We start from the raw sequence: 25,655 nt of genomic DNA, 5'->3' as shown, positions 1-25,655 counted from the left end.
CATTGCTGGACTAAAACCCCGGTCGTTCGCGGCTGGGGTTTTCTGTTTTCGTATCTGGTAAAGAGCGGCAACACCAAGGGAAAACGGATTTGTCATGAGCCTGATCGACAGCTTTCGCGCCGAAGCCCGCGCCGCGCCGGAAAGCGGCATTGTCGCCGTGGTCAACTACGGCCGCCTGCGCGAGGGTCTGATCCCGCTCTGGGCCGGCGAGGGCGATCTGCCGACGCCCGCCTTCATCACCGATGCCGCGTCGAAGGCGCTGGCCGGCGGCGAGACATTCTACACCTGGCAGAGGGGAATCCCTGACCTCAGGCAAGCGCTGGCCCGCTACTACACCAGGCATTTCGGCAAGACGTTTCCGGAGGAGCAATTCATCGTCACCGGGTCCGGCATGCATGCCATCCAGCTGGCGCTGACGGCTCTCGCCGGCGCCGGTGACGAGGCGATCTATCTGTCGCCGGCCTGGCCGAATTTCGACGCTGCCGCAGCCCTGTCGGGAGCTGTTCCGGTCGCGGTCACGCTCGATCATTCCGGCAATGGCTGGTCCTGCGACGTAGAGAAGATCGCCGCGGCAATCACCCCGCGCACCAAGGCGCTGTTCATCAACACGCCGTCGAACCCGACCGGCTGGACCGCCGATCACGAGACCTTGCAGGCGATCCTCGATCTTGCGCGCGCCAAAAACCTCTGGATCATCGCCGACGAGATCTATTCCCTGTTCCACTACGGCCACGGCCGCGCGCCGTCCTTCCTCGACATTGCGACGGCGGAAGACCGCATCCTGTTCGTCAACTCCTTTTCCAAGAACTGGGCGATGACCGGCTGGCGCGTCGGCTGGATCAAGACGCATCCGAGCCTGCAGCAGGTGTTCGAGAACCTGATCCAGTATTCGAATTCGGGTGTTGCCCAGTTCATGCAGCGTGGCGCGGTCGCCGCGCTCGACGAGGGCGATGGTTTCGTCGTCGAACAGGTGGGGCGGGCAAGGAAGGCGCGCGACCTGGCCTGCGGCATCCTCGGCGCCACCGGCCGCGCCGGGTTCACCGTGCCGCAGGGCGCCTTCTATCTGTTCTTCACCGTCGACGGCATCACCGATTCCCGCACCGCCGCCTTCGACATCGTCGACAAGGCCAATGTCGGCTTGGCGCCCGGCACCGCCTTCGGCCCCGGCGGCGAAGCCTTCCTGCGGCTATGCTTCCACCGCCGCCTCGACCAGGTCGAGGAAGCCGCGCACCGGCTGGCGAAGTGGATGAAGACCGTCTGATGCTCTGAAGCCGGTTTGAAAGCTGCTCCGGTGAGTCAGCTGGCGCGGTTTTCGAGAACCGGAGTGCAGCGGACATTTGGGTCCGTGAGCACCGGAAGCGCAGAAAACCGTGTCAGATGGCGGCCGGAGTAGAGTTTCAAACGGCTTTAGCCGCCGGACTTGGGCACCAGCAGCGGAACGATCCGATCGCTCTTGGCCACGGCGGGCCGGCCGGCGGAGCCGTAGGGAATGCCGAGCGCATCCCAGGTCTCGACCAGCGCGTCCTGCAGTCCCGCGATCAGCTGATCCGAATGGAACGGCGTCGGCGTGATGCGCAGCCGCTCGGTGCCGCGCGGCACGGTCGGGTAATTGATCGGCTGGATGTAGATGCCGTGCACGCCAAGCAGGCGGTCGCTGGCCATCTTGCAGAGTTCCGGATCGCCCACCAACAGCGGCACGATATGGGTCGGTGACTCCATCACCGGCAGGCCGGCCGCCGACAGGATCTGCTTGGTTCGGCTCGCTTGCTGCTGCTGGGCGTCGCGCTCGGCCTGCGAGCGCTTGAGATGGCGGATCGACGTCGTCGCCGCGGCCGCGATCGCCGGCGGCAGCGCCGTGGTGAAGATGAAGCCCGGTGCATAGGAGCGCACCGCGTCGATCACCGCACTGGTGCCGGTGATGTAGCCGCCCAGCGTGCCGAACGCCTTTGCCAGCGTGCCTTCGATGATGTCGATGCGGTCGGCCAGGCCCTCGCGCTCGGTGATGCCGCCGCCGCGCGGCCCGTACATGCCGACGGCATGGACCTCGTCAATATAGGTCATGGCGTTGTAGCGCTCGGCGAGTTCGACGATCTCTCTGATCGGTGCGATGTCGCCGTCCATCGAATAGACGCTTTCGAAGACGATCAGCTTGGCGCGCTCGCGCCCCGCCGCCTGCAACAGGCTTTCCAGATGCGCGACGTCATTGTGGCGGAGGATCTTCTTCTCGGCGCCGGAGCGCCGCACGCCTTCGATCATCGAAGCGTGGTTCAGCTCGTCCGAGATGATCAGGCAATTGGGCAAAAGCCGCGCAATGGTAGAGATCGACGCTTCGTTGGAGACGAAGCCGGAGGTGAAGACCAGTGCCGCGTCCTTGCCGTGTAGGTCGGCAAGCTCGTGCTCAAGCTCGACCAGCGGGTTGGAGGTGCCGGAAATGTTGCGGGTGCCGCCGGCGCCCGAACCCATCTTGCCGGCCGCATCCTGGAACGCGGCGATGACGTCGGGGTGCTGGCCCATGCCGAGATAGTCGTTGGAGCACCAGACGGTGATTTCCTCGGCGCGGCCGTTGGAACGCCATATGGCGCGCGGAAACTTGCCCGCGATACGCTCAAGGTCGGCGAAGACACGATAGCGACGCTCCGCGTGGAGCTGGTCGATCGCTTCTTCGAAGAACCGCTGGTAGTTCATGTCGGCTTCCCAATTTTGCGCGGGATCATAATCATTGGCCTATTGGTCGTCCACCGGGCCGTTTTGGTCAAAATGCCACGCCCCGCACCTGTTCCCTAACGATGGCGGATCGTGGCCTATTCCCACTCCACGATACGCTCTGTGGATCACGTTTGTTTCAGCACGATGCCACATTTGGTGAACGCCGGTTACCGAGGGTTCTAATGGCCATGTCGCAGGCTTTCCAGTAAGGCGGTGTTTGAGACAGTTTCCGATAAATCTTGAGATGCGAGGATGCGGATGACGGTTTTGGTGACAGGCGGTGCCGGCTATATCGGCAGCCACATGGTCTGGGAATTGCTGGATGCCGGCGAAAGCGTGGTCGTGCTCGACCGTCTTTCCACTGGCTTCGAATGGGCGGTCGCGCCGGAGGCAAAGCTGGTGGTCGGCGATGTCGCCGACAAGGAATTGGTCGGTTCGATCATCAGGGACAATCATGTCGATGCGATCATCCATTTCGCCGGTTCGATCGTGGTGCCGGAATCGGTCGCCGACCCGCTCGCCTATTACGAGAACAACACCTCGAAGACCCGCACGCTGATCGAAAACCGCGGTGCGCGAGGGCGTGCCCAATTTCATCTTTTCCTCCACCGCCGCCGTCTATGGCGGCGCCGGGGCTGGAGCCGGTGCGCGAGGATGCCCGCCTGGCGCCGGAATCGCCCTATGGCCTGTCCAAGCTGATGAGCGAGTGGATGTTGCGCGATGCCGGCCTCGCGCACGATATCCGCTACACGGCGCTGCGCTATTTCAACGTCGCCGGCGCCGACCCGAAGGGCCGCACCGGCCAGTCGACGCCGGGCGCCACCCATCTGATCAAGGTCGCCTGCGAGACCGCGCTCGGCAAACGGCCGTTCATGCAGGTGTTCGGCACCGACTATCCGACGCCGGACGGCACCTGCATGCGTGACTATATCCATGTCAGCGATCTGGCCGCGGCGCATCGCCTGGCCTTGCAGCGGCTGCGCGCAGGGGGCACGAGCCTCGTCGCCAATTGCGGCTACAGCCACGGCTATTCGGTGCTCGAGGTCATTGAGAGCGTTCGGCGTGCCTTTGGCCGCGATTTCGAGGTGAAGATGGGCGACCGGCGCCCCGGCGACGCCGCCGCTGTTGTCGCCAATTCGGACCTTGCCCGGGCCGAGCTAGGCTGGGCGCCGCAACGCGACGACCTCGACCAGATCGTTGCCGATGCGCTCGCCTGGGAGCGCATCCTGACCAGCAAGAACTCCGCGCGCGGCTGAGCCAGGTCCCCCAGGGCTCGCAAGCCACGCGGTGACGCGCTATGGAAGCAGTCGCGACACAGCGTGGAGGCGCCGTGCCGCGAAGAGCTTTGGGGGATCGCATGAAGATAGTGGTGCTCGGAGCCGGCGTCGTCGGTACGGCGGCCGCCTATTACCTGGCCGCCGACGGTCACGAGGTCACCGTGATCGAGCGGCATCCAGCGCCGGCGCGCGGCACCAGCCAGTCCAATGCCGGGCTGGTCTCGCCAGGTGACGCTACCGCCTGGGCCTCTCCGGCGGCGCTGAAGACGTTCCTGCGCGCGCTCTACAACCATGATCTCGGCATCAAGGTCAGGCTGCGCTTCGATCCCTATTTCCTTGCCTGGAGCCTGCGCTTCCTGCGCCAGTGCACGGTGGCCCGCCTGCGCGCCAACAGTGAGGTCAAGCTGCGCCTGGCGCTCTATTCGCGCGACTGCATCAACGCCATCTCGGCCGGCACCGGCATCCACTACGACGAGCGCAAGAAAGGTATCCTCTATTTCTTCCGCTCGCAGCACAGCCTCGACACCGGCACCGACAATTACCGCTATCTGGCCGAGCATGGCCTGCCGATCGAGATTGTCGGCCGCGACCGGCTGGTCGAGCTGGAACCCGGTTTGGCCGGGGTGAAGGAAAAGATTGCCGGCGGCGTCTATTCGCCGATCGACCAGACCGGCGATTCCAGAATGTTCGTCGACAATCTCGCCGCCTATATCAGCGAAAAGCTTGGCGTCAAATTCCTGTTCGGCACCACGGTCGAAGGCCTCGATATCGACGGCGACCGCGTGCGCGCGGTGATGACCTCGGCTGGTCCGATTGCAGGCGACGCCGTGGTCATCTCGATGGGGCCGGAGAGTGGCCTGCTCGGCCGCCGCTATGGCATCGACCTGCCGGTCTACCCGGTGAAGGGTTATACGGCGACCATTCCGCTGGAGGACGAGAGCAAGGGCCCGACCATGGGCGGTGCCGACGAGGACCAGTTGATGGCCTATTCGCGCCTTGGCAATCGGTTGCGGCTGGCTTCGACCGCCGAATTTACCGGCTTCGACCGCACCCACAAGCCCAGCGATTTCGCCACCATGTTCAAGACTGGAAAGGACCTGTTCCCCGGCGCCTTCGACGAGAAGAAAGCCGTACTCTGGGCGGGGCTCAGGCCGATGATGCCGAACTCCGTGCCGGTCATCGGCCAGGCGCGATACAAAAACCTCTATCTCGACACCGGCCATGGTCATGTCGGCTGGACCATGGCCTGCGGCTCGGGAAAGTTCCTTGCCGACCTCGTTGCCGGGCGAAAGCCTGAGATCGACCCACAAGGATTGGTCTACAGGGGATAAGAATGTCGGGACCGCAAGTCGCCATCGACCTTGGCCGTATCGAGCGCAACGCCCGCACCATCGTCGACCGCTGCGCTTTGTCTGGCATCAAGGTGTTCGGCGTCACTAAGGGCACCTGCGGCATGCCGCAAGTGGCGCGTGCCATGCTGCGCGGTGGCGTTGCCGGTATTGCCGAATCGCGTTTCGAAAACATCCGCCGGTTGCGCGACAGCGGCATCAACGCCCCGATCATGCTGCTGCGCAGCCCGCCCATGGCGCGCATCGAGGAGGTGGTGCGCACCGTCGATATCAGCCTGCAATCGGAACTCGCCACCATCCGCGAGATCTCGCGCATCGCCGAGCGCATGGGCCGCGTGCACGACATCATGCTGATGATCGACCTTGGCGATCTCCGCGAAGGCATCTGGCCGAGCGACCTGATCCCCACTGTTGAGCGGATCCTTGAGTTCAAGGGCGTGCGCATCGCCGGCATCGGCACCAATCTCGGCTGCTTCGGCGCCATAATGCCGACGCCGGAGAATCTCGGCCAGCTCGTCGCCCACGCCTACAAGACCGAGCGCCTGTCCGGCAAAAGCCTCGACTGGATCTCCGGCGGCGCCTCGTCATCTCTCACGCTGCTGCTCGAAGGCAAGCTCCCGGCCGGCATCAACAATCTCAGGGTCGGCGAGGCGATCCTGCAAGGCGGCGTCGAGACCTTCCGCGATGTGCCGTGGCCGCAACTCGAACCCGATGCCTGCCGCCTGACCAGCGACATCATCGAGGTCAAGCTCAAGCCGTCGCGGCCGATCGGCGAGTCCGGCTACGACGCTTTCGGCAACCAGCCCGTCTTCCCCGACGAGGGCGACCGGCTGCGTGCCATCGCCAACATCGGCCGCGAGGATGTGCTGGTCGAAGGCCTGACGCCCATCGCAAAAGGGATACGAGTGCTCGGCGCCTCCAGCGACCATCTGCTGCTCGATGTGCAGGACGCCGATCCGCGGCCCACTGTCGGCGACCGCGTCGCCTTCCGCATGAGCTACGGCGCCATGCTGCTGGCGATGACCTCGGAATATGTCGAGAAGGCGCCGATGCATGACGTCGCCGACTTTTCCGGCCGCAAGATGGTGTCGATCTCCGCGGAACAGGAAGCCGCCGGCATCCTCGCTCGCGAGGGAACCGGCGCGCGGCTGGAGGCGATGAATTTCGACGTCGTCGAACTTGCCGACATCGAGCGGCCGCCCTCGGGCTTGATCCGGCTCGCGGCCGGCGCCGACCGCCGCGTTGCGCACAAGGCGCTGACCGCAACGGCGCGTGCGACGCATTCGTTCGGCCTGATCTGGATCGATTCCATCGCCGCCCTGATGCCGGAAGACGAAGAGGGCATAGACCTGCCGGAAGCGTCGGTGCTGGCGCGTACCCTTGGTCTCGACCATAAGGCCGGCGCGCTGCAGCCGCAGCTGTCGCCGGAAAATGTCGTCATCGTCGGCCTGCGCCATGCCGATCCGGCCGAGGCGCGGGTGCTGAAGGATTCGCGTGTCTCGGCCTTCACCATGACCGATATCGACGCCATGGGCATGCGCGACCTGATGCATGAGGCGATCCGCATCGCCACCTCGGGCACGCAAGGTTTCCATGTCAGCTATTCGCTGACAGCGACCGAATTCGCTGGCTGGGCGGCTGGCTCCGGCGGGCTGACCGTGCGCGAAACGCATCATGCAATGGAGGCGATCGCACTCTCCGGCGGTCTGCTGTCGATGGATGTTTCGGGGCTGACCGCCGATCTGGAGCCGAGGATCGCCACCGATGCCGTCAGCTTCGTCATGTCGGCCTTCGGCAAGCGGATTATCTAGCTATATTGACTTGCGATCGGAGCGGAACGTAACCTCAATTCACAAATTTTGACGTCAGTTGGGTGCCTGGATGACGCTAGATTGGAACGTCGATAGATTTCATTCCATCTTGTTCGCGGCAACGGCGTTTTTAGTAGGAATTTTTGCTTGCATTGTAGATAAAGCTAATAATTGCGGTAATTATGTCGGGATGGGAATAACTTATGGCGACGGCGGATCGGAATGTGAGTCGTATTTGTCTGTTAAGTATGGTATAAATTTATTTTCGAACTCTAGCGATTCTCAATTTGATTTTTTAATTCTTCCGCTAGTTCTATACGCGACTGTGGTGTTTTTTATTTATTTAACGTGGTTGGTATCCCGGAAATTTAATTTTCCGATCCGGAATTATCTTTCCGTCAGTAATATTGGAATTTTATATTCTTCGTACTTTTTATCATTGGTCATGCTCTGATATTCGCATCCCGCGCTTCGACCGCCGCGCGCCACGCGCTGACATAGGCCGCCCAGATCGGGTCGGTCTGCGGTTGTATCCTCTCGCCCTTGCCGTGCACCGGCGTCTCTTCGGATGCCAAAAGCGCCGCGCCGATGCTGGTCCCGGTTGCGGCCTCTGATGCGATGACGCCACGTGCAGTCGCTGCCGCTAGCATGCCGACAAACAGCCGGTTGCGGGCAAAGGGTCCTTCGACCGTGGTCGGGCCAGCGGCGCCGATCAGGTCGAGGCAGGTCGCCGTCATCAGCGCCAGATAGAACGAGACGGCGGCAAAACGCTGGCCGTTGCTGATGCCATCGGCATTGAGCCATGTTGCGGCCTGGTGTGGGAACGGCCCTGACCCTTGCTGGGTCGAAGGCAGCAGCAAAGTCTTTCGCCCCAGCACGGCACCGATACCGTCTTCGGTCCAGTTCTTCGGCTGGCCTTCCGTCAGCACGGAAAATTCGCGGCCACCCATGAAGCGGGCCGAGGGGACGGGATCGCCCAGCGCATTGACATTGACCAGCGTATCGCGTGCCGGATCGAGTTTGACCGGCCTGCCTCCCACGGCCATCGACACCACCCAGGTGCCGGTCGAGACGACCGAGAAGGGTGGCGCGTCTGACAGGAGATGCGGCAGCAGCGAGGCGTTGGAATCGTGCAGGCCGCAGAACACTGGGGTTTGCGGATCAAGGCCGGTGCGCGCGGCAAGCACGGGCAGGATTGGCCCGAGACGATCCCTGGCCAGCCGCACCGGCGCCATCAGCCGGCGCCATTTCAGGCCGTCGACCAATGATGAAAAATCCGCGGTCCACGGGTTCCACAGATCGGTGTGGCAACCAAGCGAAGTCACCTCATTGGCGGTGACGCCGGTCAGACGCAAAGCCCAATATTGCGGGTACATCAGAATCGCGGCCGCACGCGCGAACTCGGCCGGGAAGTTTTTCTGTTGCCAGAAGAATTGCGCGCCAAGATTGAGGCCGAGTGGCAGCCGCGGCGTGCCGGTTTCAGTGAAGAGTGGGCGGATCGCGTCATACTCCGCAGCCAGCCTGTCGGGGCCGTCGAACTCATAGTCGAGGACAGGCAAAATGAGTTCACCCGCAGCATCGACCAGCGCGCCTGTCGCGCCGTGGGTGGTGATCGAAATGGCGTCGATATGCTGTTCGCGGTTGAGACTGGCCAGGCTGTCGAGGATGAACGTCCACAGCGCCTCGACATCGTGATGCGGGTAGGGCGCCTGCCGCAGCGGTGCATTAGCCATTCGGCGCAGCGCCACCTCGCTCAATGTGGCGAGATCGACCAGCGCCACCTTGGCGTTGGTCTTGCCGATATCGATGACGGCGATGTGGCGCGGAGCACTCATGCCATATGGAACATTGTTTCCAGCGGCACGGCCACCGGCTCGTTGTCCGGCCTGGTCTCCATGATGTCGGCCATATGGCCCCACCAGCGTTGCATCACCGGATGCCCGGGCAATTCGGCCATGCCGTGGTCGTCCCGACGCCACAGCACGCCGAACAATATGTTGGTCTCTTCATCCAGATGGATCGAGTAATCGGACACGCCGGCTTGCTTCAAGAGCGCGACCAGCGATGGCCAGATCTCGTCATGGCGCTTCTTGTATTCGGCCTTCATGCCCGGTTTGAGCTTCATCTTGAACGCGTACTTTTCCGGCATCAGCGACCCCCGCGCAGCCGCCGCCAGACGATCGGCAGCGCGATGACGATGATCAGCAGCAGGCCGATGAATATCGACATGACGATGCCGGGCACGTTGAGCAGGCCAAGGCCAAAGGTCACCAGCCCCATGATGAAGGCGGCCAGCACGACGCCGACTATGCTGCCGGCGCCGCCCAGGATGCTGACGCCGCCGAGCACCACCATTGTGATGACTTCGAGCTCATAGCCCTGCGCGATCGACGGCCTTGTCGAGCCGAGGCGCGAGGTGATGAGCACCGAGGCTATGCCCGACATCAGCCCGGTCAGGCAGAACAGGATGAATTTGATGCGGCCGACGCGCACGCCCGAAAACTGTGCCGCGACCGGGTTGTTGCCGATGGCAAAGACGCGGCGGCCGAAGCTCGTGCGGTGCAGGAGGAACCAGTAGGCAACAGCCGCGATGAGGAAGAGCACCAGTTCGAACGACACCACCCACCAGACGTAGCCCTGGCCAAAGAAGGCGAAGCTTTCGGGATAGCCCTTGTAAGCCTGGTCGCCGAGGATGATGAAGGCGATGCCGCGGAACAGGCTCATCGTGCCGATGGTGACGACGATGGAGGGAAGGCCGAGCCTTGTCACCAGCAACCCGTTGAAAGCACCGCAGCCAAGCCCGACGACAATGCCGATCAGCACCAGCACCGGCGTGCCTGCACCCGCCTGCACCGCCATGCCCATCATGGTCGAGGCGAGCGCGATGATGGCGGCGACCGACAGGTCGATCTCGCCCGAAATGATCAGCAGCGCCATGGCGAAGGCGATCAGGCCCTTCTCGGTGAAGTTGAAGGTCAGGTCCGACAGCGAATAGGGGTCGAGGAAATAGGGCGAGGCGAAGCTGTTGATGGCGAAGATGGCGACGGCCACCACGACCAGCAGCGCTTCCCAGGAAAAGATCGCTGAAGAGAGCGGCTTGTCGAGCCGGTCGGAAATATGGCGCGGGGCAGGGACGTCGGTCATGCCGCCTCCACTTTTCGCAGGATGATGCGGCCTTGCTGGCGTTCGCCGCGCGCGTTGAGCACGACGGCGAGAATGATGGCGCTGCCCGAAATCGCCATCTGCCAGAAGGGCGAGATGTTGATGACCGGCAGCGCATTGGAGATGATGCCGAGGAACAGCGCGCCAAGCACCGCGCCGCCGACCGAGCCGATGCCGCCGGCGATCGAGATGCCGCCGATGACGCAGGCGGCGATGATGTTGAGCTCATAGCCATTGGCGACCTCGACCGAGGCAATCACATAGCGCGAGATCCAGAGGTAGCCGGCAAGCCCGCCGATCATGCCGGAGATGCAGAAGACGATGAATTTCGTGCGGCCGACATCGATGCCGGCATAGACCGATGCCGTCGGGTTGACGCCGATGGCATAGATCGAGCGTCCGAGTGCGGTGCGCGTCATCAGGATGAAGAACAGCGCGATGACCAGGATGGCGATCAAGGACAGCACCGGAATGCCGAGGAAAGCCGCGCGCTGGAAGCCGATGAACTCAGGGCTCATCTTGTCGGCGTTGACCCAGGCGCCGCCGGACAGGACGAAAGTGGCGCCGCGATAGATGGTGAGCGTGCCCAACGTCACCACGATCGAGGGGATGTTCAGCCGCCAGACCAGCAGGCCGTTGATGGCGCCCAGTACCAGCCCGACTACCAGTGCGATAATGATCAGCAGCGGGATCGGGATCGCCGGGTGTGCTGCGTTCAGCATCGCCACCACCATGCCGGTGAAGCACAGGTTCGAGGCCATCGAGAGGTCGATCGAGCGCGTCAGGATGATCACCATCTGGCCAAGCGCCAGGATCATCAGGATCGAGGTGTCGTTGAACACCTGGCGCAGATTGGCGGGATCGGCGAAGGCCGGGAAACGGGTCGAGATCAGCCCGATCAGCACGATGATCGCCGCAGCCAGCCAGACCTCGCGGTATTTCAGGAAAGCCATCATGCCGCGATCCCCGCTGCCGTCCGGACCAGCGTCTCGGCGTCCAGTCCCTTGTTGTCATAAACCGCCGCGACAAGGCCCTCGCGCATGACGACGACGCGGTCGGACATGCCGAGAATTTCGGGCAATTCCGATGACACCATGATCACCGACAGTCCCTGCGCCACGAGCTCGGCCATGAAGCCGTGCACAGCCGCCTTGGAGCCGATATCGATGCCCTTGGTCGGTTCGTCCAGGATGATCACCTTGGGCGCGGTCGCCAGCCATTTGGCGATGACGATCTTCTGCTGGTTGCCGCCCGACAACGTGCCGACATCCTGGCTGAGCGACGAGGCCCTCAGATCAAGCCGCTCGGTGTAGGAGCGGGCAAGCGAAAACTCTTCCGCCAGCCGCAGCAGGCCTGACTTGGATGTGCGCTTGAGTGACGGCAGCGAGACGTTCTGGAATATCGGCAGGCCGATCACCACGCCCTGCTTGCCGCGCTCTTCCGGCACATAGACGATGCCGGCTTCGATCGAATCCGCCGCCGATTTGGGCGCGATCACCTTGCCGTCCAGCGTGATCGTACCACCCGATGTGCGGGTGATGCCTGATATCGCCTGCATCACCTCGCTGCGTCCTGCGCCGACGAGACCATAGAAGCCGAGGATCTCGCCCTTGTGCAGCTCGAAGCCGATATCCCTGAACTCGGTCGGGTGCGACAGGCCGGCGACGGACAGCACCGGCGCGCCGATCTCGGCCTTGCGCTGCGGAAAGATGTGGTCGACCGCGCGGCCAACCATCATGCGCACGATCTGGCTCTGGCCGGCATCCCTGATCAGCCCTTCGCCGACCATCTCGCCATCGCGGAATACGGTGTAGCGGTCGGCGATCCGATAAATCTCGTCGAACTTGTGGCTGATGAACAGGATCGCCTTGCCCTCGCTCTTGAGGAATTCGATGAGCAGGAAAAGCTCCTCGATCTCCTTCATCGACAGCGCCGCCGTCGGCTCGTCCATGATGACGATCTGCGCGTCGATCGACATGGCGCGGGCAACCGCGACCAGATGCTTGTTGGCGATGCCGAGGTCCTTCAGCCGCGCATCGGCGTCGATATGGCCGGCATGCATGGTGTCGAGCACTTCGCGCGCATTTTTGCGCATCATACGCCAGTCGATGGTGCCGAAGCGCGAGCGGGGCGCATGGCCGAGAAAGATGTTTTCGGCGACCGAAAGATCGTCGAACAGCACGGTTTCCTGATGGATGGCGGTGACGCCATGGCCGAAGGCGGCGTGCGCGCTTGGCAGGGTGACGGCCTGGCCGTCGATGCTGATCGTGCCGGCATCTGGCTGGTAGATACCGGTCATGATCTTGACCAGCGTCGACTTGCCGGCGCCGTTCTCGCCGATCAGTGCTGTTACCTGGCCGGGATAGAGCGACAGGCTGACATCGTGCAGCGCCCGCACGCCGGGAAAGCTCTTTGAGATGCCGGACAGTGTCAGGCGTGGCGCCGCTTCACCCTCCCCCTTGTGGGGAGGGTCGCGAACAACGTGAGCAGGGTGGGGGTTGTCTAGCATATCAAGGTCCTGGTGCGTGGAGATGTCGCCACCCCCGCCCCGTCTCGCCGGTTTTGCTTCGCAAGACCGCCTCGCCGACCCCTCCCCACAAGGGGGAGGGTGCAAGTGCTCCAGATCAATAGATCTTGGAGAACTTCTCGATGTTGGTCTTGTCGAACTGGAAGGGCGGAGCCATCGCAGCCGAGTTCGAGTCGTCGAGCGTGACCTTGCCGACGCGGCCGATCGACAGCGTCGCACCGGGCTTGGCCTCTTCCTTCTTCACCGCCAGATCATGGGCGAGGTAGACGGCGGAGTAGCCGAGGTCGATCGGGTTCCGAGAGAGCCACGGCCTGTGAAGCACCGTTGTCGATGAACTTTTTGAACTCGGACGGCAGCGCGAGACCCGTGACGTTGACCTTGCCGATCAGGTTCTCGTCGGTGACGACCTGGGCGGCGGCAACGACGCCGACGGTGGTCGGCGCGATGATCGCCTTGAGGTTCGGGTACGACTTCAGCAGGCCCTTGGCTTCGTCGGTGCTCTTGGCCAAGTCGTCGTCGCCATAGACGGTGGCGACGAGTTTGATCTTCGGAAACTTCTCCGGCAGGATTTTCTTGGCCGCGTCGATCCAGGCGTTCTGGTTGGTCGCGGTCGAGGAGGCCGACAGGATGGCGACGTCGCCGCCCTCCGGCAGGTAGTCGGCGGCGAGCTTGATGATGGTCTCGCCGATTAGGCCGGTGTCGGACGGGTTGAGGTGAAGCTGACGGCCTTCCTTGGCGACGCCCGAATCCCAGGAGATGACGGTGATGCCGCGCTCCATGGCCTTCTTCAGCACTGGCACAAGTGCGTCGGCGTCATTGGCCGAAATCGCGATGGCGTTGACCTTCTGGGCGATCAGCGAGTTGACCACTTCGATCTGCGCTTCGGCGGTCGCCTTGGTCGGGCCGGTGTAGATGATATCAACATCGCCGAGTTCCTTGGCCGCCTCTTCGGCGCCCTTGTTGGCGGCGTCGAAGAAGCCGTTGCCGAGCGACTTCACCACCAGCGCGATCTTGACGTTTTCCGCATAGGCGGCATTCACGAACATGGCGGCTGAAAAGGCCGCCGTAACCATCAATTTCTTCAAGAAGCTCATCGAATATCCTCCCTTGAGCGTTGCATTCCATCACCGCTGCGGGCGTGAGGGTGTCTCAGGCCTGCAGTGAAGATTCTTCCTTTGCCGTCTTGCGGGCGACGATCAGCGTTACGCCCGCGGTCTCCAACATCTTGGCTTCGCGATCCTCGATGCCGTCATCGGTGATGACGGTGGCGATGCGCGACAGGCCGCACAGGATCAGGCTGGAGCGCTTGCGGAATTTCGAGGAGTCGACCAGCACCACCAGCTCGTCGGCCTGGTCGATCAATTTCTGCTCGGCCTGGATCAGCAGCGGGTCGCCTTCCATCAGGCCGAGCGGCCCCAGCCCTTGAGCGCCCATGAACATGCGGCGCGCATAAAAATTGCGCGTCACATCATTGTCGAAGGGCGACAGGATGATGTTCTGCTCGCGATAGATGGTGCCGCCCGACAGCATCACCGTGTTCTTGGAGTGCTTGAGCAGATGCTCGGCGATCGGGAATGAATTGGTGAAGATCGGCATGCGGCGGCCGGTCAGGAAATGCACCATCTGGAAGGTGGTGGTGCCGCCATTGATGATGATCGGTTCGCCATCCCCGCACAATTCGACCGCTTCTCGCGCAATCGCCCGCTTCTGCGAAGCGTTGATCGTTTCGTTGACGGAAAACGGCCGGCCGGCCAGGCCGATGAACTGCGGCGGCGCGATCGCCTCGGCGCCACCGCGCACCCGGCGCAGGCGCTTTTGCACATGAAGAGCCGCGATGTCGCGCCGGATCGTCGCCTCGGACGACTCCGTCAGGTCGACCATTTCCTGCACCGTCACCACAGGTTTTTCCTGGACGGCGGACAGAATGATCCTGTGGCGCTCTTTTCGTGCATGGTTCCTCCCTGCCTGGCCATCTAGGCACTCAAAACGAGCAGTGTCAATCATTTCCGATCATATAATTTCATTGTGCAGTGCAATATGATTGATGTTGATCGTTTGTGATTGACAAGCGGCCGGCTTGCGTAGACATTCCCGGCAAAATGGACTGCGGTTTTTTGCGTCCCAGGGAGGATACCTATGCTCGACAAGCGCTCCGGCTCGCGCCTTGCCAATCTGTGGGATGATGCGAAAGCCCAGGGGATGAGCGATCCCGAGCTTCTGGTCTATCGCTCGAACACGCTCGGTTCCGACAAGCGCGTCACCAACTATGGCGGCGGCAACACCTCCTCCAAAATCTGGCAGAAGGATCCGCTGAGCGGCGAGACCGTCGAAGTGCTGTGGGTCAAGGGCTCCGGCGGCGACAGCGCCTCGATCAAGCTCGACGGCTTCGCCACGCTCTACATGGACAAATTGCGGGCGCTGAAGGGCCTTTATCGCGGCGTCGAGCATGAGGACGAGATGGTGGGATATCTGCCCCACTGCACCTTCAACCTCAATCCGCGCGCGGCGTCGATCGACACGCCGCTGCACGCCTATGTGCCGAAGCCTTTCGTCGACCACATGCATCCCGATGCCATCATCGCGATTGCCGCGGCGAAGGATTCCAGGGCACTGACCAAGGAAATCTTCGGCGATGCCATCGGCTGGCTGCCATGGAAACGCCCCGGCTTCGAACTTGGCCTGTGGCTGGAGAAATTCTGCCTCGAACACCCCACCGCCAAGGGGGTCATCCTCGAAAGCCACGGCCTGTTCACCTGGGGCGACACGCCCAAGGAATGCTATGAGACGACAATCTCGGTGATCAACCAGGCGATCGAGTGGTTCGAGCGCCGCTCCGAGGGCCTTGCCATTTTCGGCGGCGAGGTGGTCAAGTCGCTCGATGCCACTGAACGCCGCGCCATCGCGGCGAAACTGATGCCGAAAATCCGCGGCTTGATCTCGGAAAAGAGCCACAAGCTCGGCCATTTCGACGATTCCGCCGCCGTGCTCGAATTCGTCAACTCTAGGGATCTGCGCCCGCTGGCGGCACTCGGCACCTCATGCCCGGACCATTTCCTGCGCACCAAGATCCGCCCGCTGGTCATCGAGTTCGATCCGGCAAAGCCTGATGTCGAGGCGGTGATCGCGCGCCTCGCCGACGACATCGCCGAATACCGCGTCGGCTACCAGGCCTATTACGACAGCTGCAAACATCCGGACTCGCCCGCCATTCGGGACCCCAACGCCGTGGTCTATCTGATGCCCGGCGTCGGCATGTTCACCTTCGCCGGCGACAAGGCGACGGCGCGCATCTCCGGCGAATTCTACGTCAACGCCATCAACGTCATGCGCGGCGCCTCGACCGTCTCGTCCTATGTCGGCCTGCCGGCCCAGGAAGCCTTCGACATCGAATACTGGCTGCTCGAGGATCTCAAATTGCAGCGCATGCCGAAGCCGAAGTCGCTCGCCGGCCAGATCGCGCTGGTCACCGGTGGCGCCGGCGGCATCGGCCGCGCGACCGCCAATCGCTTGCTGCGCGAAGGCGCCTGCGTGGTGCTGGCCGATATCGATGAGGCTGCACTTGCCAGCGCCAATGAGGAACTGGCCAAGGCCTATGGCAAGGATTTTGTCCGCCCCGTGGTCATCAACGTCACCTCGGAAGACCAGGTTGTTGCCGGCTTTGCCGAGACGGCGGTCGAGTTCGGTGGCATCGACATTCTGGTCTCCAACGCAGGTCTCGCCTCCTCGGCGCCAATCGAGGAGACGACGCTGGCGCTGTGGAACAAGAACATGGACATCCTGTCCACGGGCTATTTCCTGGTCTCGCGGGAAGCGTTCCGGCTGTTCAGGGTTCAAAAAATCGGTGGCAATGTCGTCTTCGTCGCCTCCAAGAACGGTCTTGCCGCATCACCCAACGCCGCCGCCTATTGCACCGCCAAGGCCGCCGAAATCCATCTCGCGCGCTGCCTGGCACTGGAAGGCGCGGAAGCGCAGATCAGGGTCAATGTCGTCAACCCGGACGCGGTGCTGCGCGGCTCGAAGATCTGGACCGGCGAATGGAAGGAACAGCGCGCCGCCGCCTACAAGATGTCCACCGACGACCTCGAAGAGCACTACCGGTCGCGCTCGATGCTGAAACGCTCGGTGTTTCCGGAGGACATCGCCGAAGCGATCTATTTCTTCGCCTCCGACATGTCGGCCAAGTCGACCGGCAACATCATCAACGTCGACGCCGGCAACGCGCAAAGCTTTACGCGCTAGGCCTTCTTCCTTCTCCCGTTTCACGGGGAGAAGGTGGCCCGAAGGGCCGGATGAGAGGCAGCGCTCACGGAACGCATTTGGGAGGAATAGCAGTTTGTCCGAAACCATCATCTCGGCCGACCTCGTCGCCAGCCACAACACCGCGCGTAAGCCCGACCTCGAGCGCGACTACGCCTCGCTCGGCGAGCGCCTCGACCGTCGCGGCATCGCCATCGACGCCATCCGCGACAAGGTCGAAAAATTCGCCGTTGCCATCCCCTCCTGGGGCGTCGGCACAGGCGGCACCCGCTTTGCCCGCTTTCCCGGCGCCGGCGAACCGCGCGACATCTTTGACAAGATCGAGGATTGCGCCGTCATCAGCCAGCTGACGCAGGCGACGCCGACCGTTTCCTTGCACATTCCATGGGACAAGGCCGATCCGAATCGGCTGAAACAGGCCGCCTCGCGCTTCGGCCTCGGCTTCGATGCCATGAACTCCAACACCTTTTCCGACGCGAAGGACCAGACGCTCTCCTACAAATTCGGCTCGCTGTCGCACGCCGATGCCGGCACCCGCCGGCAGGCGGTCGAGCACAATCTCGAATGCATCGAGATCGGCAAGACGCTCGGCTCCAAGGCGCTGACGGTGTGGATCGGCGACGGCTCGAATTTTCCCGGCCAGGTCAATTTCGCCAAGGCGTTCGAGCGCTATCTCGACGCCATGAAAGAGGTTTATGCAGGGCTGCCCGCAGACTGGAAGCTGTTCACCGAACACAAGATGTACGAGCCGGCCTTCTACTCCACCGTCGTGCAGGACTGGGGCACCAACTACCTCATATCAAAGGAATTGGGCGACAAGGCCTTTTGCCTGGTCGACCTCGGCCACCATGCGCCCAACGTCAACATCGAGATGATCGTGTCGCGGCTGATCCAGTTCAAGAAACTCGGCGGCTTCCACTTCAACGATTCGAAATATGGCGACGATGATCTCGACGCCGGTTCGATCGATCCCTACCGGCTGTTCCTGGTCTTCAACGAACTGGTCGATGCCGAACTGTCCGGCGCCGAAGGTTTCGATCCCGCCCACATGCTCGACCAGAGCCACAACGTCACCGACCCGATCGAAAGCCTGATGTTGTCGGCGGTCGAGGTGCAGCGCGCCTATGCACAGGCGCTGCTGGTCGACCGCAGGGCGCTCGAAGGGTTTCAGGACGGCAATGATGCGCTCATGGCGACGCAGACGCTGAAGGCTGCCTACCGCACTGATGTCGAGCCGATTCTCGCCATGGCCCGGCTGAAGACCGGCGGCGCCATCGATCCGGTCGCCGCCTACCGCGCAGCGGGCTACCGCGCCAAGGTTGCGGCCGAACGCCCGGCGGTTGCCGGCGGTTCGGGCGGAATTGTCTAACGCCGAGCCAGCCTCCTCATCCGGCCGCTTCGCGGCCACCTTCTCCCCGTTGGGGAGAAGAGGCTGGCGTCGCCCCGAATTGCCCTTCGCAATCCGGGTGAGGGGGGCTCTTTCTCCCGCTCCTCCAATTGTTAGTGGACTCGATCACTCCAACACGGTCTTCTAGGCGTCCCCCGCCCGGAGAACCCGCCATGCACCTCACCCGTCGGACACTGATCGCCGCCAGTCTTTCCATCACCTTCGCGCTCGTGCCTTTGACCAGCGTCTTCGCCGCTTCGCCGGCGCCGGCCAAGGGCGAGCATGGCATGGTGGTGACGGCCCAGCATCTGGCCTCGGAAGTCGGCGTCGAGGTGCTGAAGAAGGGCGGCAATGCCGTCGATGCGGCGGTCGCCGTCGGTTATGCGCTGGCCGTCGTCTACCCCAATGCCGGCAATATCGGCGGCGGCGGCTTCATGACCATCCGTTTCGCCGATGGCAAATCGACTTTTCTCGACTTTCGCGAGCGCGCGCCGCTGGCGGCCACCAAGACGATGTATCTCGACAAGGATGGCAAGCCAGTGAAAGGCGCCAGCTTGGATGGCTATCTCGCCGTCGGCGTGCCGGGCTCGGTCGCCGGTTTGGAAATGGCGCGCGAGAATTATGGTACGCTTTCAAGACAGGATCTGATGGCGCCGGCAATCGCCTACGCCAGGGATGGCTTCGTCCTCAATCAGGGCGATGCCGCCTCATTCGCCGGCAGCGCTGACCGGTTGGCGAAGGACCCGGCGGCGGCTGCCGCCTTCCTGAAATCCGATGGCAAGCCCTATGGGATCGGCGATCGGCTCACCCAGCCTGATCTGGCCGCGTCGCTCACGGCGATTTCCGAGAAAGGCCCCGATGCCTTCTACAAAGGCGCCATCGCGGATGAGATCGTCAAGGCGAGCGGCGCCAAGGGCGGCATCCTGGCCAAACAGGATTTCGAGCAATATGCGGTCCGCGAACTCAAGCCCGTGACCTGCTCCTATCGCGGTTACGAGATCACCTCCTCACCGCCGCCGAGCTCAGGCGGTGTCATCATCTGCGAAATCCTCAACGTGCTTGAAGGCTATCCGCTGTCCTATCTTGGCGCCGGCTCGGCCGAGACGGTGCATGTCATGGTCGAGGCCATGCGCCATGCCTATGTCGACCGCAATTCCGCGCTCGGCGATCCCGATTTCATCGACAATCCGGTCTCGAAGCTGCTCGACAAGGCCTACGCCAAGGACATCCGCGACAAGATCGATCCGTTCCGCGCGGGCGTCTCGCAGGATCTGATGCCGAAGGGTTTTGGCGAGTCGAAAGAGACCACGCACTATTCGATAATCGACAAGGACGGCAACGCGGTCGCGGTCACCTATACGCTGAACGGCTCCTTCGGTGCCGGCGTCGTCGCCGACGGCACCGGCATCCTGCTCAACAACGAAATGGACGATTTCACCCAAAAACCGGGCGTGCCCAACCTGTATGGTCTGGTCCAGGGCGAGGCCAATGCCATCCAGCCGAAGAAGACGCCGCTGTCATCGATGAGCCCGACCATCGTCGCCAAGGACGGCAAGCCGTTCATGGTCATCGGGAGCCCGGGCGGCTCGCGAATCATCACCATCACGCTGGAAGCGATCGTCAACGTCATCGACCACGGCATGAACATCCAGGAAGCGATCGACGCGCCGCGCATCCATCATCAATGGCTGCCCGATACGGTCTATGTCGAGCCGTTCGGCCTGTCGCCGGACACCGAAAGACTGCTGGCCGGCATGGGTTACCACCTTGATCTCGGCGGGCAGACCTGGGGGCAGGCGGCCGGCATCTTGGTCGGCGGCAAGAGCCTGGCGGAAATCGAGAAGGGCGGCGGCGCGCGCTACAATGGCGCCATCGACAGCCGGGCAGCCTCGGGCGAGGCGCTCGAATATTGATTTACCCGGGTGAATTCTTGGCGCGCGCCGGCTCACGGCCGGGCCGGGGCCGTCAGGTAACCAGCGTGATGGTCGATGCGATCAGCATCAGGGCGGCGATGCCGACGAACAGCGCGTAGATACGCGGCCGGTCGAGCAGAAGCGCGTTTCCGGAGATCCAGGCCGACGTGGCGCCGCCGAGCGCGAAGAGGAACCCGTTGCGATGGCCGAAGGTCATTGACGCGGCCATCAGTCCGCCAATGATCAGGGCGCCGAACACGATGATCACGGCAACCGCATACTTCTCGAAATCGTTGCCGCCACCCATGGCTGGCCCGATCGCATTCAGATTCGGCAGGTCGTCCGGATCGAAGGGGTTCGCCGACCCGTATTCGTCTTGACCGATCGATTCTCGCATCACTCATTCTCCGCTGACCGGCAACAAACCATCAACACTTGCCGAGTGCAACCCGATCGCACGCCCCTCTCCCGTGTTGGCCGTCATCTTCAACACGTTCCGGCGGCGCTTGTCACCGCTTTTTCGGGGCACCTGGCTCGAATGCAACACGCGCCCGCGCTCGGATGGCACGCCGTGATCTCCTTTCGATATAAGCCCCGTTCGCGGGGAAAAGATGATGCCGCCGATCAATTCGGCGTCGTCATGCGCCACGCGGCTGCGGCGGGGAGTCGCAGCATCCAGGCATGCGACAGCCAGATTGTTGATGCCCGGCTGCATCTTCAATGTTGACTATGAAAATCATGTTTTATAGTCAACCGACATGGGCCGCTCGAGGCCGTCGTCCGCTGACAGGCACGCCACATTGGAAACAGACCAGAAAGCCCGGCCCGGAGGGACAGCCAAACCCGCGCGCGGCTGCATGACCCGGCGCGGCGCTTTGGCGCTGTTCGCGTTGCCCTTGGCCGCTTTCATGCCACGGGCGGCCGCGGCGAAGCCATTGCGCATCGTTTGCGTGGATGACGGGCTAGCGGAGACCTTGCTGATGCTCGGCGTTACACCAATAGCCGTCGCCGACCATGAAGTCTGGGAGAAGTGGGTGGTCGAGCCGCCACTGCCGCCTGAAGTTGCAGATATCGGCACGATCCTGGAGCCCAATCTCGAATTCCTGCAGCAGCTTCGCCCCGACATCATCCTTTCCACTCCCTATCTCGACGGCATCAAGCCGCTGCTCGAACGCGTCGCGCCGGTGACGACGATCGGCATCTACACGCCGGACGGCCAGCCCTATCGACGCGCCATCGAGGCGACCCGGCAACTCGCGGCACTGGTCGGCAAGGAAAGCGAAGGAGAAGCGCTGATCGCGGCGACGGAAGCCTGTTTCGCTGATGTCAGGCAGAGGCTGGAGCTGCTTTCGGCGCGGCCGATCTACGCCGTCAGCTTTCTCGATCCGCGCAATGTGCGCGTCTATGGCGAGAAAAGCCTGTTTCAGGCGGTGTTCGATCGCATCGGCATCCGCAACGCCTGGACTGGCGAGACAAATTACTGGGGATTTGCCACCGTCGGCATCGACGGCCTGGCGACGTCAAGTGACGCGCGCCTTGCCTATCTCGAGCCCCTGCCGGAAGGGGTGGGCGGCACGCTGACCGAAAGCCCGGTCTGGAACGCCATGCCTTTCGTGCGCAACCGCTCGATCATGCGCCTTGCCCCAGCGCTGATGTTCGGCGCGCTGCCTTCGGCGAGCCGCTTTGCCCGGCTGCTGGCCGCGGCGCTGACGGCGGAGCACGCCGATGGCTGAGCAGCAAGCAATCTTGTCCGGCGACGCCAGCCTCGTCTCCGGTCGTGGGTCGACGGCTCGACTATCAGACAGATATCCCGTAGGCGCGATCCTGCTTTGCGTCGTGCTTCTTAGCGCTGCAGCCGCAGCGACCCTCTCCAACCTCGTCGTGCAATTGCCACCAGCGCTCTGGCTCGATGCGCTCGCAAGCCCCGATATCGACGACATGCGGCAGGTGCTCGTCCACTATGCCTTCCTGCCCAGGCTCGCCGTCAGCCTTCTCTGCGGCGCGTCCCTCGGTCTTGCTGGAACGGTGCTGCAACAGGTCCTGCGCAACCCGCTCGCCTCGCCCGAAACCGTCGGCGTCTCGGCCGGCGCCCATCTGGCGCTGGCGCTGGCGACGCTTCTTGCGCCGTCCCTGCTTGCCTACGGCCGCCAATGGGTGGCGCTTGCCGGCGCCTTCACGGCTGTTGCCGCGGTCTTCGCGCTGTCCTGGCACAAGGGCCTGTCGCCGCTTTCGGTGGTGCTCGCCGGGCTGGTCGTCAGCCTCTATGCTGGCGCCATTGGAGCGGCCCTGGTGGTGCTGCGGCATGAATGGTTGGCCAGCCTGTTCATCTGGGGCGCCGGTTCGCTCGGCCAGCAGGACTGGTCGACGACGCTGTGGCTCCTGCCGCGCCTGGGCGGTGCCGCGCTGCTGATCGGGCTGATGGTGCGGCCGTTGACCTTGCTTGGCCTCGACGATGAAGGCGCGCGCAGCCTGGGCGTCCCGCTTGGCGCCTATCGTTTCGCCGGACTGGCGGCGGCGGTCGCGCTGATCGCCTTCGTCGTCGCCGCCGTCGGTGTCATCGGTTTCGTCGGCCTTGCCGCCGCGGCCCTTGCCCGCATCGGCGGCGCCCGGCGGCTTAGCCAGCAGCTGGTGATGGCCCCGTTCATCGGCGGCGCTTTGCTGTGGGCCGCCGATCAGGGTGTGCAGATCGCAACCGGCCCGCAAGGCGACCTGCTGCCGACCGGCGCGATGACAGCGCTTCTCGGTGCGCCGCTGCTGCTCTGGCTGCTGCCGCGCCTGGCGCTCGGGCTGGAGACGCCGGCGCTCGGTTCGGAGCGCCTGCCGCGCGCTCGCCACTCCGCCCTCGTGCTGGTGGCGATCGGCGGCTTGCTGCTTCTGCTGCTCGGGCTGGCCCTGCTTTATGCGCCGGGGCCGCATGGCTGGGCATTCGCGTTTGGCGACCAGTTGCAACCCTTGTTGTCCTGGCGGCTGCCCCGGGTCTCCGCTGCGCTGTCGGCCGGCGCCATGCTGGCGTTGGCCGGGCTGATGATGCAGCGGCTGACCGGCAATCCGATGGCCAGCCCCGAAGTGCTCGGCATCAGCGCCGGTGCCGCGCTCGGCATGATGGTGGCGTTGTTTTCGCTGTCCGATGCCGGCCGTGCCGTCCAGACCGTGGCCGCCACCATCGGCGCCTTCATCGCTTTGCTGGTGACGCTGGCGATCGGCCGTCGCGCCGCCTATGCGCCGGAGCGGCTGCTGCTTGCCGGCGTCGCCCTGACCGCCCTGTTCGACGCGCTGATCCTGGTGCTCACCGCCACCGGTGATCCTCGCGCCATGCTTCTGCTCAACTGGCTCACCGGCTCGACCTATGGCGTCGACGCGAACTCGGCGCTTTTGACCTTGACGATCGCCTTTTGCCTGTTCCTGGCAGCGCCGCTCTTCATGCGTTGGCTGGACATGCTTCCGCTCGGATCGGCCGCAGTGCAAAGTCTTGGCGTCAACCTCAGGGCAACGCGGCTTCTGGTGCTTCTGATGGTTGCAGCCCTCACCGCCGCGTCGACGCTGGTCGTCGGGCCGCTGACCTTCATCGGCCTGATGGCGCCGCACCTTGCCCGCCGTCTCGGCCTGTCGCGCGCGCTGCCGCAAACCATGGGCGCGGTGCTTGCCGGCGCGCTGATCATGGTCTGCGCCGACTGGATCGGCCGCACCGCCATCTTTCCGCGCCAGATCCCGGCCGGCCTCGTCGCCACGCTGCTCGGTGGCCCGCTGCTGATGTGGCTCTTGCGCCGCCGCTGATTTGTCCCCGGAGATCGCCATGACCGTCTCGCCAAAGGCGTCACCCGCCCTGATCGCCGACACCACTGTCCACGATCTTGTCCCCAGAGCAGGCGGCGACCCCTGGCGGATCTTCATCCATGTGCCGCTCGGGCCGGCGCCCGAGGCCGGCTGGCCGGTGCTCTACATGACCGACGGAAACGCCGTCATCGGTACGGCGGTCGATGCCATGCGCGCACAGGCCTTCTATCCCCTGGGCACCAATGTCGGCTGGGGCGTCATCGTCGCCGTCGGCTATCCCGTCGCGGGCGCCTATGACCCGCTGCGCCGCTCCTGGGACCTCGGCCCGCCGCCGGGCAAGACCTATCCGCCCTTCTATGAGGGCACGCCGGAAGTCAGGACCGGCGGGGCAGGGGATTTTCTGGCCTTCATCGAGGAGGAGTTGAAGCCATGGGTCGCCAGCCGGACCAGGATCGATGAGAAGCGCCAGGCGCTTTACGGCCATTCCTTCGGTGGCCTGTTCGCGCTCTACGCCTTGTTCACCCGCCCGCGCGCGTTCCGGACCTTCATCGCCGCCAGCCCCGCCATCTATTGGGAAGACCGCGCCATCGATCGCTTCCTCGAGGCTTTCGAGGCGGCTGTTCCCGCAGACCTGACGGCGGATGTGATCCTGTCGGCCGGCGAGTACGAGACCGAGAAGCTGGCACCATTTCAGATCGGCGCGGAGGATGAGGAAAAACGCCTGCAGCAGAAGAAGCTGACATGCACCGACGAATTCGCGCGGGCGATGGCCGAGCGCCTCGACGCCCTGCCTGGGATCCGCGCGAGCTTCGAGCTGCATGCCGGCGAAAACCACATGTCGATCCTGCCGGTGACGGTCAACCGCGCCATGCAGGCGGCGTTCGCGGTGAAGGAAAGGAATACCGCCCTTGAACACCTGCCTCGGTAAGACGGTAGGCACCGCGCGCCGTCATTCCTGTGAAGGGGAGGCGCTCAATCGACGATAGGGGACGCCATCGAAGCTTGCCGTCACAAAATCCGTGACGGACATCTTGCGCTTGCGTCCGTCGCTGCAGGCGTAAACCGGCCAACCGGCATCGCTGCATTCGCTGGCAGCGCAGATACGCGCCAGGCAGTTACCGATAGTCAATCGGAAGCCGCCCTTGCCGACGAAGCCTTGCAACAAGCTGCCGTCCGCCGAGCGCCATGTCCGCGCACGGAATTCCGCCCGCAAAAGCGATGGTTCGAGAGAGACCGCAAGATTGGTTTCGCCGGGACGCCCTGTGAGCTGCAGACGGAAGCGCGCCATTGCAGTCGCGTATGCGGTCACAAGATCTGGTTCGCGAAAATAGGCGATCGGCAGGTTGGAGCGGTCAAGCAGATGAGACATGCGCTCGCTTGCCTCTACCGGCGTCAGCAAGACAACAAAGGTAAGAAAGGCGAAGCAAGCTCGCGACATTTTCCAGCAGCCATATCGATCTCGGCCTGCCGGTTTGGCCCCGGTTGCCCGTCC

At 63.5% G+C, this 25,655-nt stretch carries 19 protein-coding genes and 2 pseudogenes; 10 read left to right on the top strand and 11 right to left on the bottom strand.

The window, feature by feature from the left end:
* Positions 1-94 precede the first annotated feature (94 nt).
* Positions 95-1,261, top strand: a complete 1,167-nt coding sequence (locus tag AC0V8S_RS34890; protein WP_475436170.1) for a pyridoxal phosphate-dependent aminotransferase — start codon at positions 95-97, stop codon at positions 1,259-1,261.
* Positions 1,262-1,407: 146 nt separating this feature from the next.
* Here the strand turns inward: AC0V8S_RS34890 and hemA are convergent, their stop codons facing one another.
* Positions 1,408-2,685 (bottom strand): 5-aminolevulinate synthase, encoded by a 1,278-nt coding sequence (hemA, locus tag AC0V8S_RS34885; RefSeq protein WP_475436168.1) that lies wholly within the window; start codon positions 2,683-2,685, stop codon positions 1,408-1,410.
* A gap of 279 nt (positions 2,686-2,964) precedes the next feature.
* Between hemA and galE the strand changes: the two are divergent.
* The 3 genes and pseudogenes from galE to AC0V8S_RS34870 all read left to right on the top strand — a co-directional run bounded on the left by galE (position 2,965) and on the right by AC0V8S_RS34870 (position 7,143).
* A pseudogene (gene galE / locus AC0V8S_RS34880) lies at positions 2,965-3,962 on the top strand (UDP-glucose 4-epimerase GalE).
* 101 nt (positions 3,963-4,063) lie between these two features.
* On the top strand, positions 4,064-5,314 hold the full coding sequence (locus tag AC0V8S_RS34875) for a D-amino acid dehydrogenase (protein WP_183456225.1): 1,251 nt from the start codon (positions 4,064-4,066) through the stop codon (positions 5,312-5,314).
* A gap of 2 nt (positions 5,315-5,316) precedes the next feature.
* The gene (locus tag AC0V8S_RS34870) at positions 5,317-7,143 is read left to right on the top strand and encodes an alanine racemase (protein ID WP_183456226.1); all 1,827 of its coding nucleotides are present in this window, start codon (positions 5,317-5,319) and stop codon (positions 7,141-7,143) included.
* Between the two features lie 443 nt (positions 7,144-7,586).
* Here AC0V8S_RS34870 and AC0V8S_RS34865 read toward each other — a convergent pair whose 3' ends face one another.
* The 7 genes and pseudogenes from AC0V8S_RS34865 to AC0V8S_RS34835 all read right to left on the bottom strand — a co-directional run bounded on the left by AC0V8S_RS34865 (position 7,587) and on the right by AC0V8S_RS34835 (position 14,836).
* A complete protein-coding gene (locus AC0V8S_RS34865; RefSeq protein WP_183456227.1) occupies positions 7,587-8,978 on the bottom strand; it encodes an FGGY-family carbohydrate kinase in 1,392 nt (463 codons plus the stop codon).
* A complete protein-coding gene (gene rhaM, locus AC0V8S_RS34860) occupies positions 8,975-9,292 on the bottom strand; it encodes an L-rhamnose mutarotase (RefSeq protein ID WP_475436165.1) in 318 nt (105 codons plus the stop codon). The genes AC0V8S_RS34865 and rhaM overlap by 4 nt, the downstream gene beginning before the upstream one ends.
* Complete coding sequence (locus AC0V8S_RS34855) at positions 9,292-10,287, bottom strand: ABC transporter permease (RefSeq protein WP_475436163.1); 996 nt, start codon at positions 10,285-10,287, stop codon at positions 9,292-9,294. Before AC0V8S_RS34855 ends, rhaM begins: the two co-directional genes overlap by 1 nt.
* Positions 10,284-11,261 (bottom strand): ABC transporter permease, encoded by a 978-nt coding sequence (locus AC0V8S_RS34850; protein ID WP_183456230.1) that lies wholly within the window; start codon positions 11,259-11,261, stop codon positions 10,284-10,286. Before AC0V8S_RS34850 ends, AC0V8S_RS34855 begins: the two co-directional genes overlap by 4 nt.
* Positions 11,258-12,814, bottom strand: coding sequence for a sugar ABC transporter ATP-binding protein (locus AC0V8S_RS34845; protein ID WP_475436161.1), 1,557 nt, complete (start codon positions 12,812-12,814; stop codon positions 11,258-11,260). The genes AC0V8S_RS34850 and AC0V8S_RS34845 overlap by 4 nt, the downstream gene beginning before the upstream one ends.
* Before the next feature lie 115 nt (positions 12,815-12,929).
* A pseudogene (rhaS, locus tag AC0V8S_RS34840) lies at positions 12,930-13,926 on the bottom strand (rhamnose ABC transporter substrate-binding protein).
* Between the two features lie 55 nt (positions 13,927-13,981).
* The gene (locus AC0V8S_RS34835) at positions 13,982-14,836 is read right to left on the bottom strand and encodes a DeoR/GlpR family DNA-binding transcription regulator (RefSeq protein ID WP_475436159.1); all 855 of its coding nucleotides are present in this window, start codon (positions 14,834-14,836) and stop codon (positions 13,982-13,984) included.
* 132 nt (positions 14,837-14,968) lie between these two features.
* Between AC0V8S_RS34835 and AC0V8S_RS34830 the strand changes: the two genes are divergently transcribed.
* The 3 genes from AC0V8S_RS34830 (at position 14,969) to ggt (ending at position 20,389) form a co-directional block, all read left to right on the top strand.
* Positions 14,969-17,071, top strand: a complete 2,103-nt coding sequence (locus AC0V8S_RS34830) for a bifunctional rhamnulose-1-phosphate aldolase/short-chain dehydrogenase (RefSeq protein WP_475436158.1) — start codon at positions 14,969-14,971, stop codon at positions 17,069-17,071.
* Between the two features lie 94 nt (positions 17,072-17,165).
* A complete protein-coding gene (gene rhaI / locus AC0V8S_RS34825; protein WP_475436157.1) occupies positions 17,166-18,458 on the top strand; it encodes an L-rhamnose catabolism isomerase in 1,293 nt (430 codons plus the stop codon).
* Between the two features lie 191 nt (positions 18,459-18,649).
* A complete protein-coding gene (gene ggt, locus AC0V8S_RS34820; RefSeq protein WP_475436156.1) occupies positions 18,650-20,389 on the top strand; it encodes a gamma-glutamyltransferase in 1,740 nt (579 codons plus the stop codon).
* Between the two features lie 52 nt (positions 20,390-20,441).
* Here ggt and AC0V8S_RS34815 read toward each other — a convergent pair whose 3' ends face one another.
* Positions 20,442-20,786 (bottom strand): hypothetical protein, encoded by a 345-nt coding sequence (locus AC0V8S_RS34815; RefSeq protein WP_244661518.1) that lies wholly within the window; start codon positions 20,784-20,786, stop codon positions 20,442-20,444.
* 3 nt (positions 20,787-20,789) lie between these two features.
* Entirely contained in the window at positions 20,790-21,104 is a 315-nt protein-coding gene (locus tag AC0V8S_RS34810) for a hypothetical protein (protein ID WP_475436155.1), read from the bottom strand.
* A 142-nt stretch (positions 21,105-21,246) separates the two neighbouring features.
* Here AC0V8S_RS34810 and AC0V8S_RS34805 point away from each other — a divergent pair, with 142 nt between their 5' ends.
* From AC0V8S_RS34805 to AC0V8S_RS34795, 3 genes are read left to right on the top strand one after another with little or no spacing between them, the layout of a single operon-like run.
* The gene (locus AC0V8S_RS34805) at positions 21,247-22,122 is read left to right on the top strand and encodes an ABC transporter substrate-binding protein (RefSeq protein ID WP_183456242.1); all 876 of its coding nucleotides are present in this window, start codon (positions 21,247-21,249) and stop codon (positions 22,120-22,122) included.
* Positions 22,115-24,163, top strand: coding sequence for a Fe(3+)-hydroxamate ABC transporter permease FhuB (gene fhuB, locus AC0V8S_RS34800; RefSeq protein WP_475436153.1), 2,049 nt, complete (start codon positions 22,115-22,117; stop codon positions 24,161-24,163). Before AC0V8S_RS34805 ends, fhuB begins: the two co-directional genes overlap by 8 nt.
* A gap of 19 nt (positions 24,164-24,182) precedes the next feature.
* Positions 24,183-25,091: an alpha/beta hydrolase gene (locus AC0V8S_RS34795; RefSeq protein WP_183456244.1), complete on the top strand. Its 909-nt coding sequence runs from the start codon at positions 24,183-24,185 to the stop codon at positions 25,089-25,091.
* 21 nt (positions 25,092-25,112) lie between these two features.
* Here AC0V8S_RS34795 and AC0V8S_RS34790 read toward each other — a convergent pair whose 3' ends face one another.
* Complete coding sequence (locus tag AC0V8S_RS34790) at positions 25,113-25,532, bottom strand: hypothetical protein (RefSeq protein WP_183456246.1); 420 nt, start codon at positions 25,530-25,532, stop codon at positions 25,113-25,115.
* Between the last annotated feature and the right edge of the window lie 123 nt (positions 25,533-25,655).

It is taken from the genome of Mesorhizobium oxytropidicola, assembly GCF_056174625.1.
Note: the sequence above shows the minus strand (reverse complement) of the source record. Positions and strands in the feature narration are given on the sequence as shown.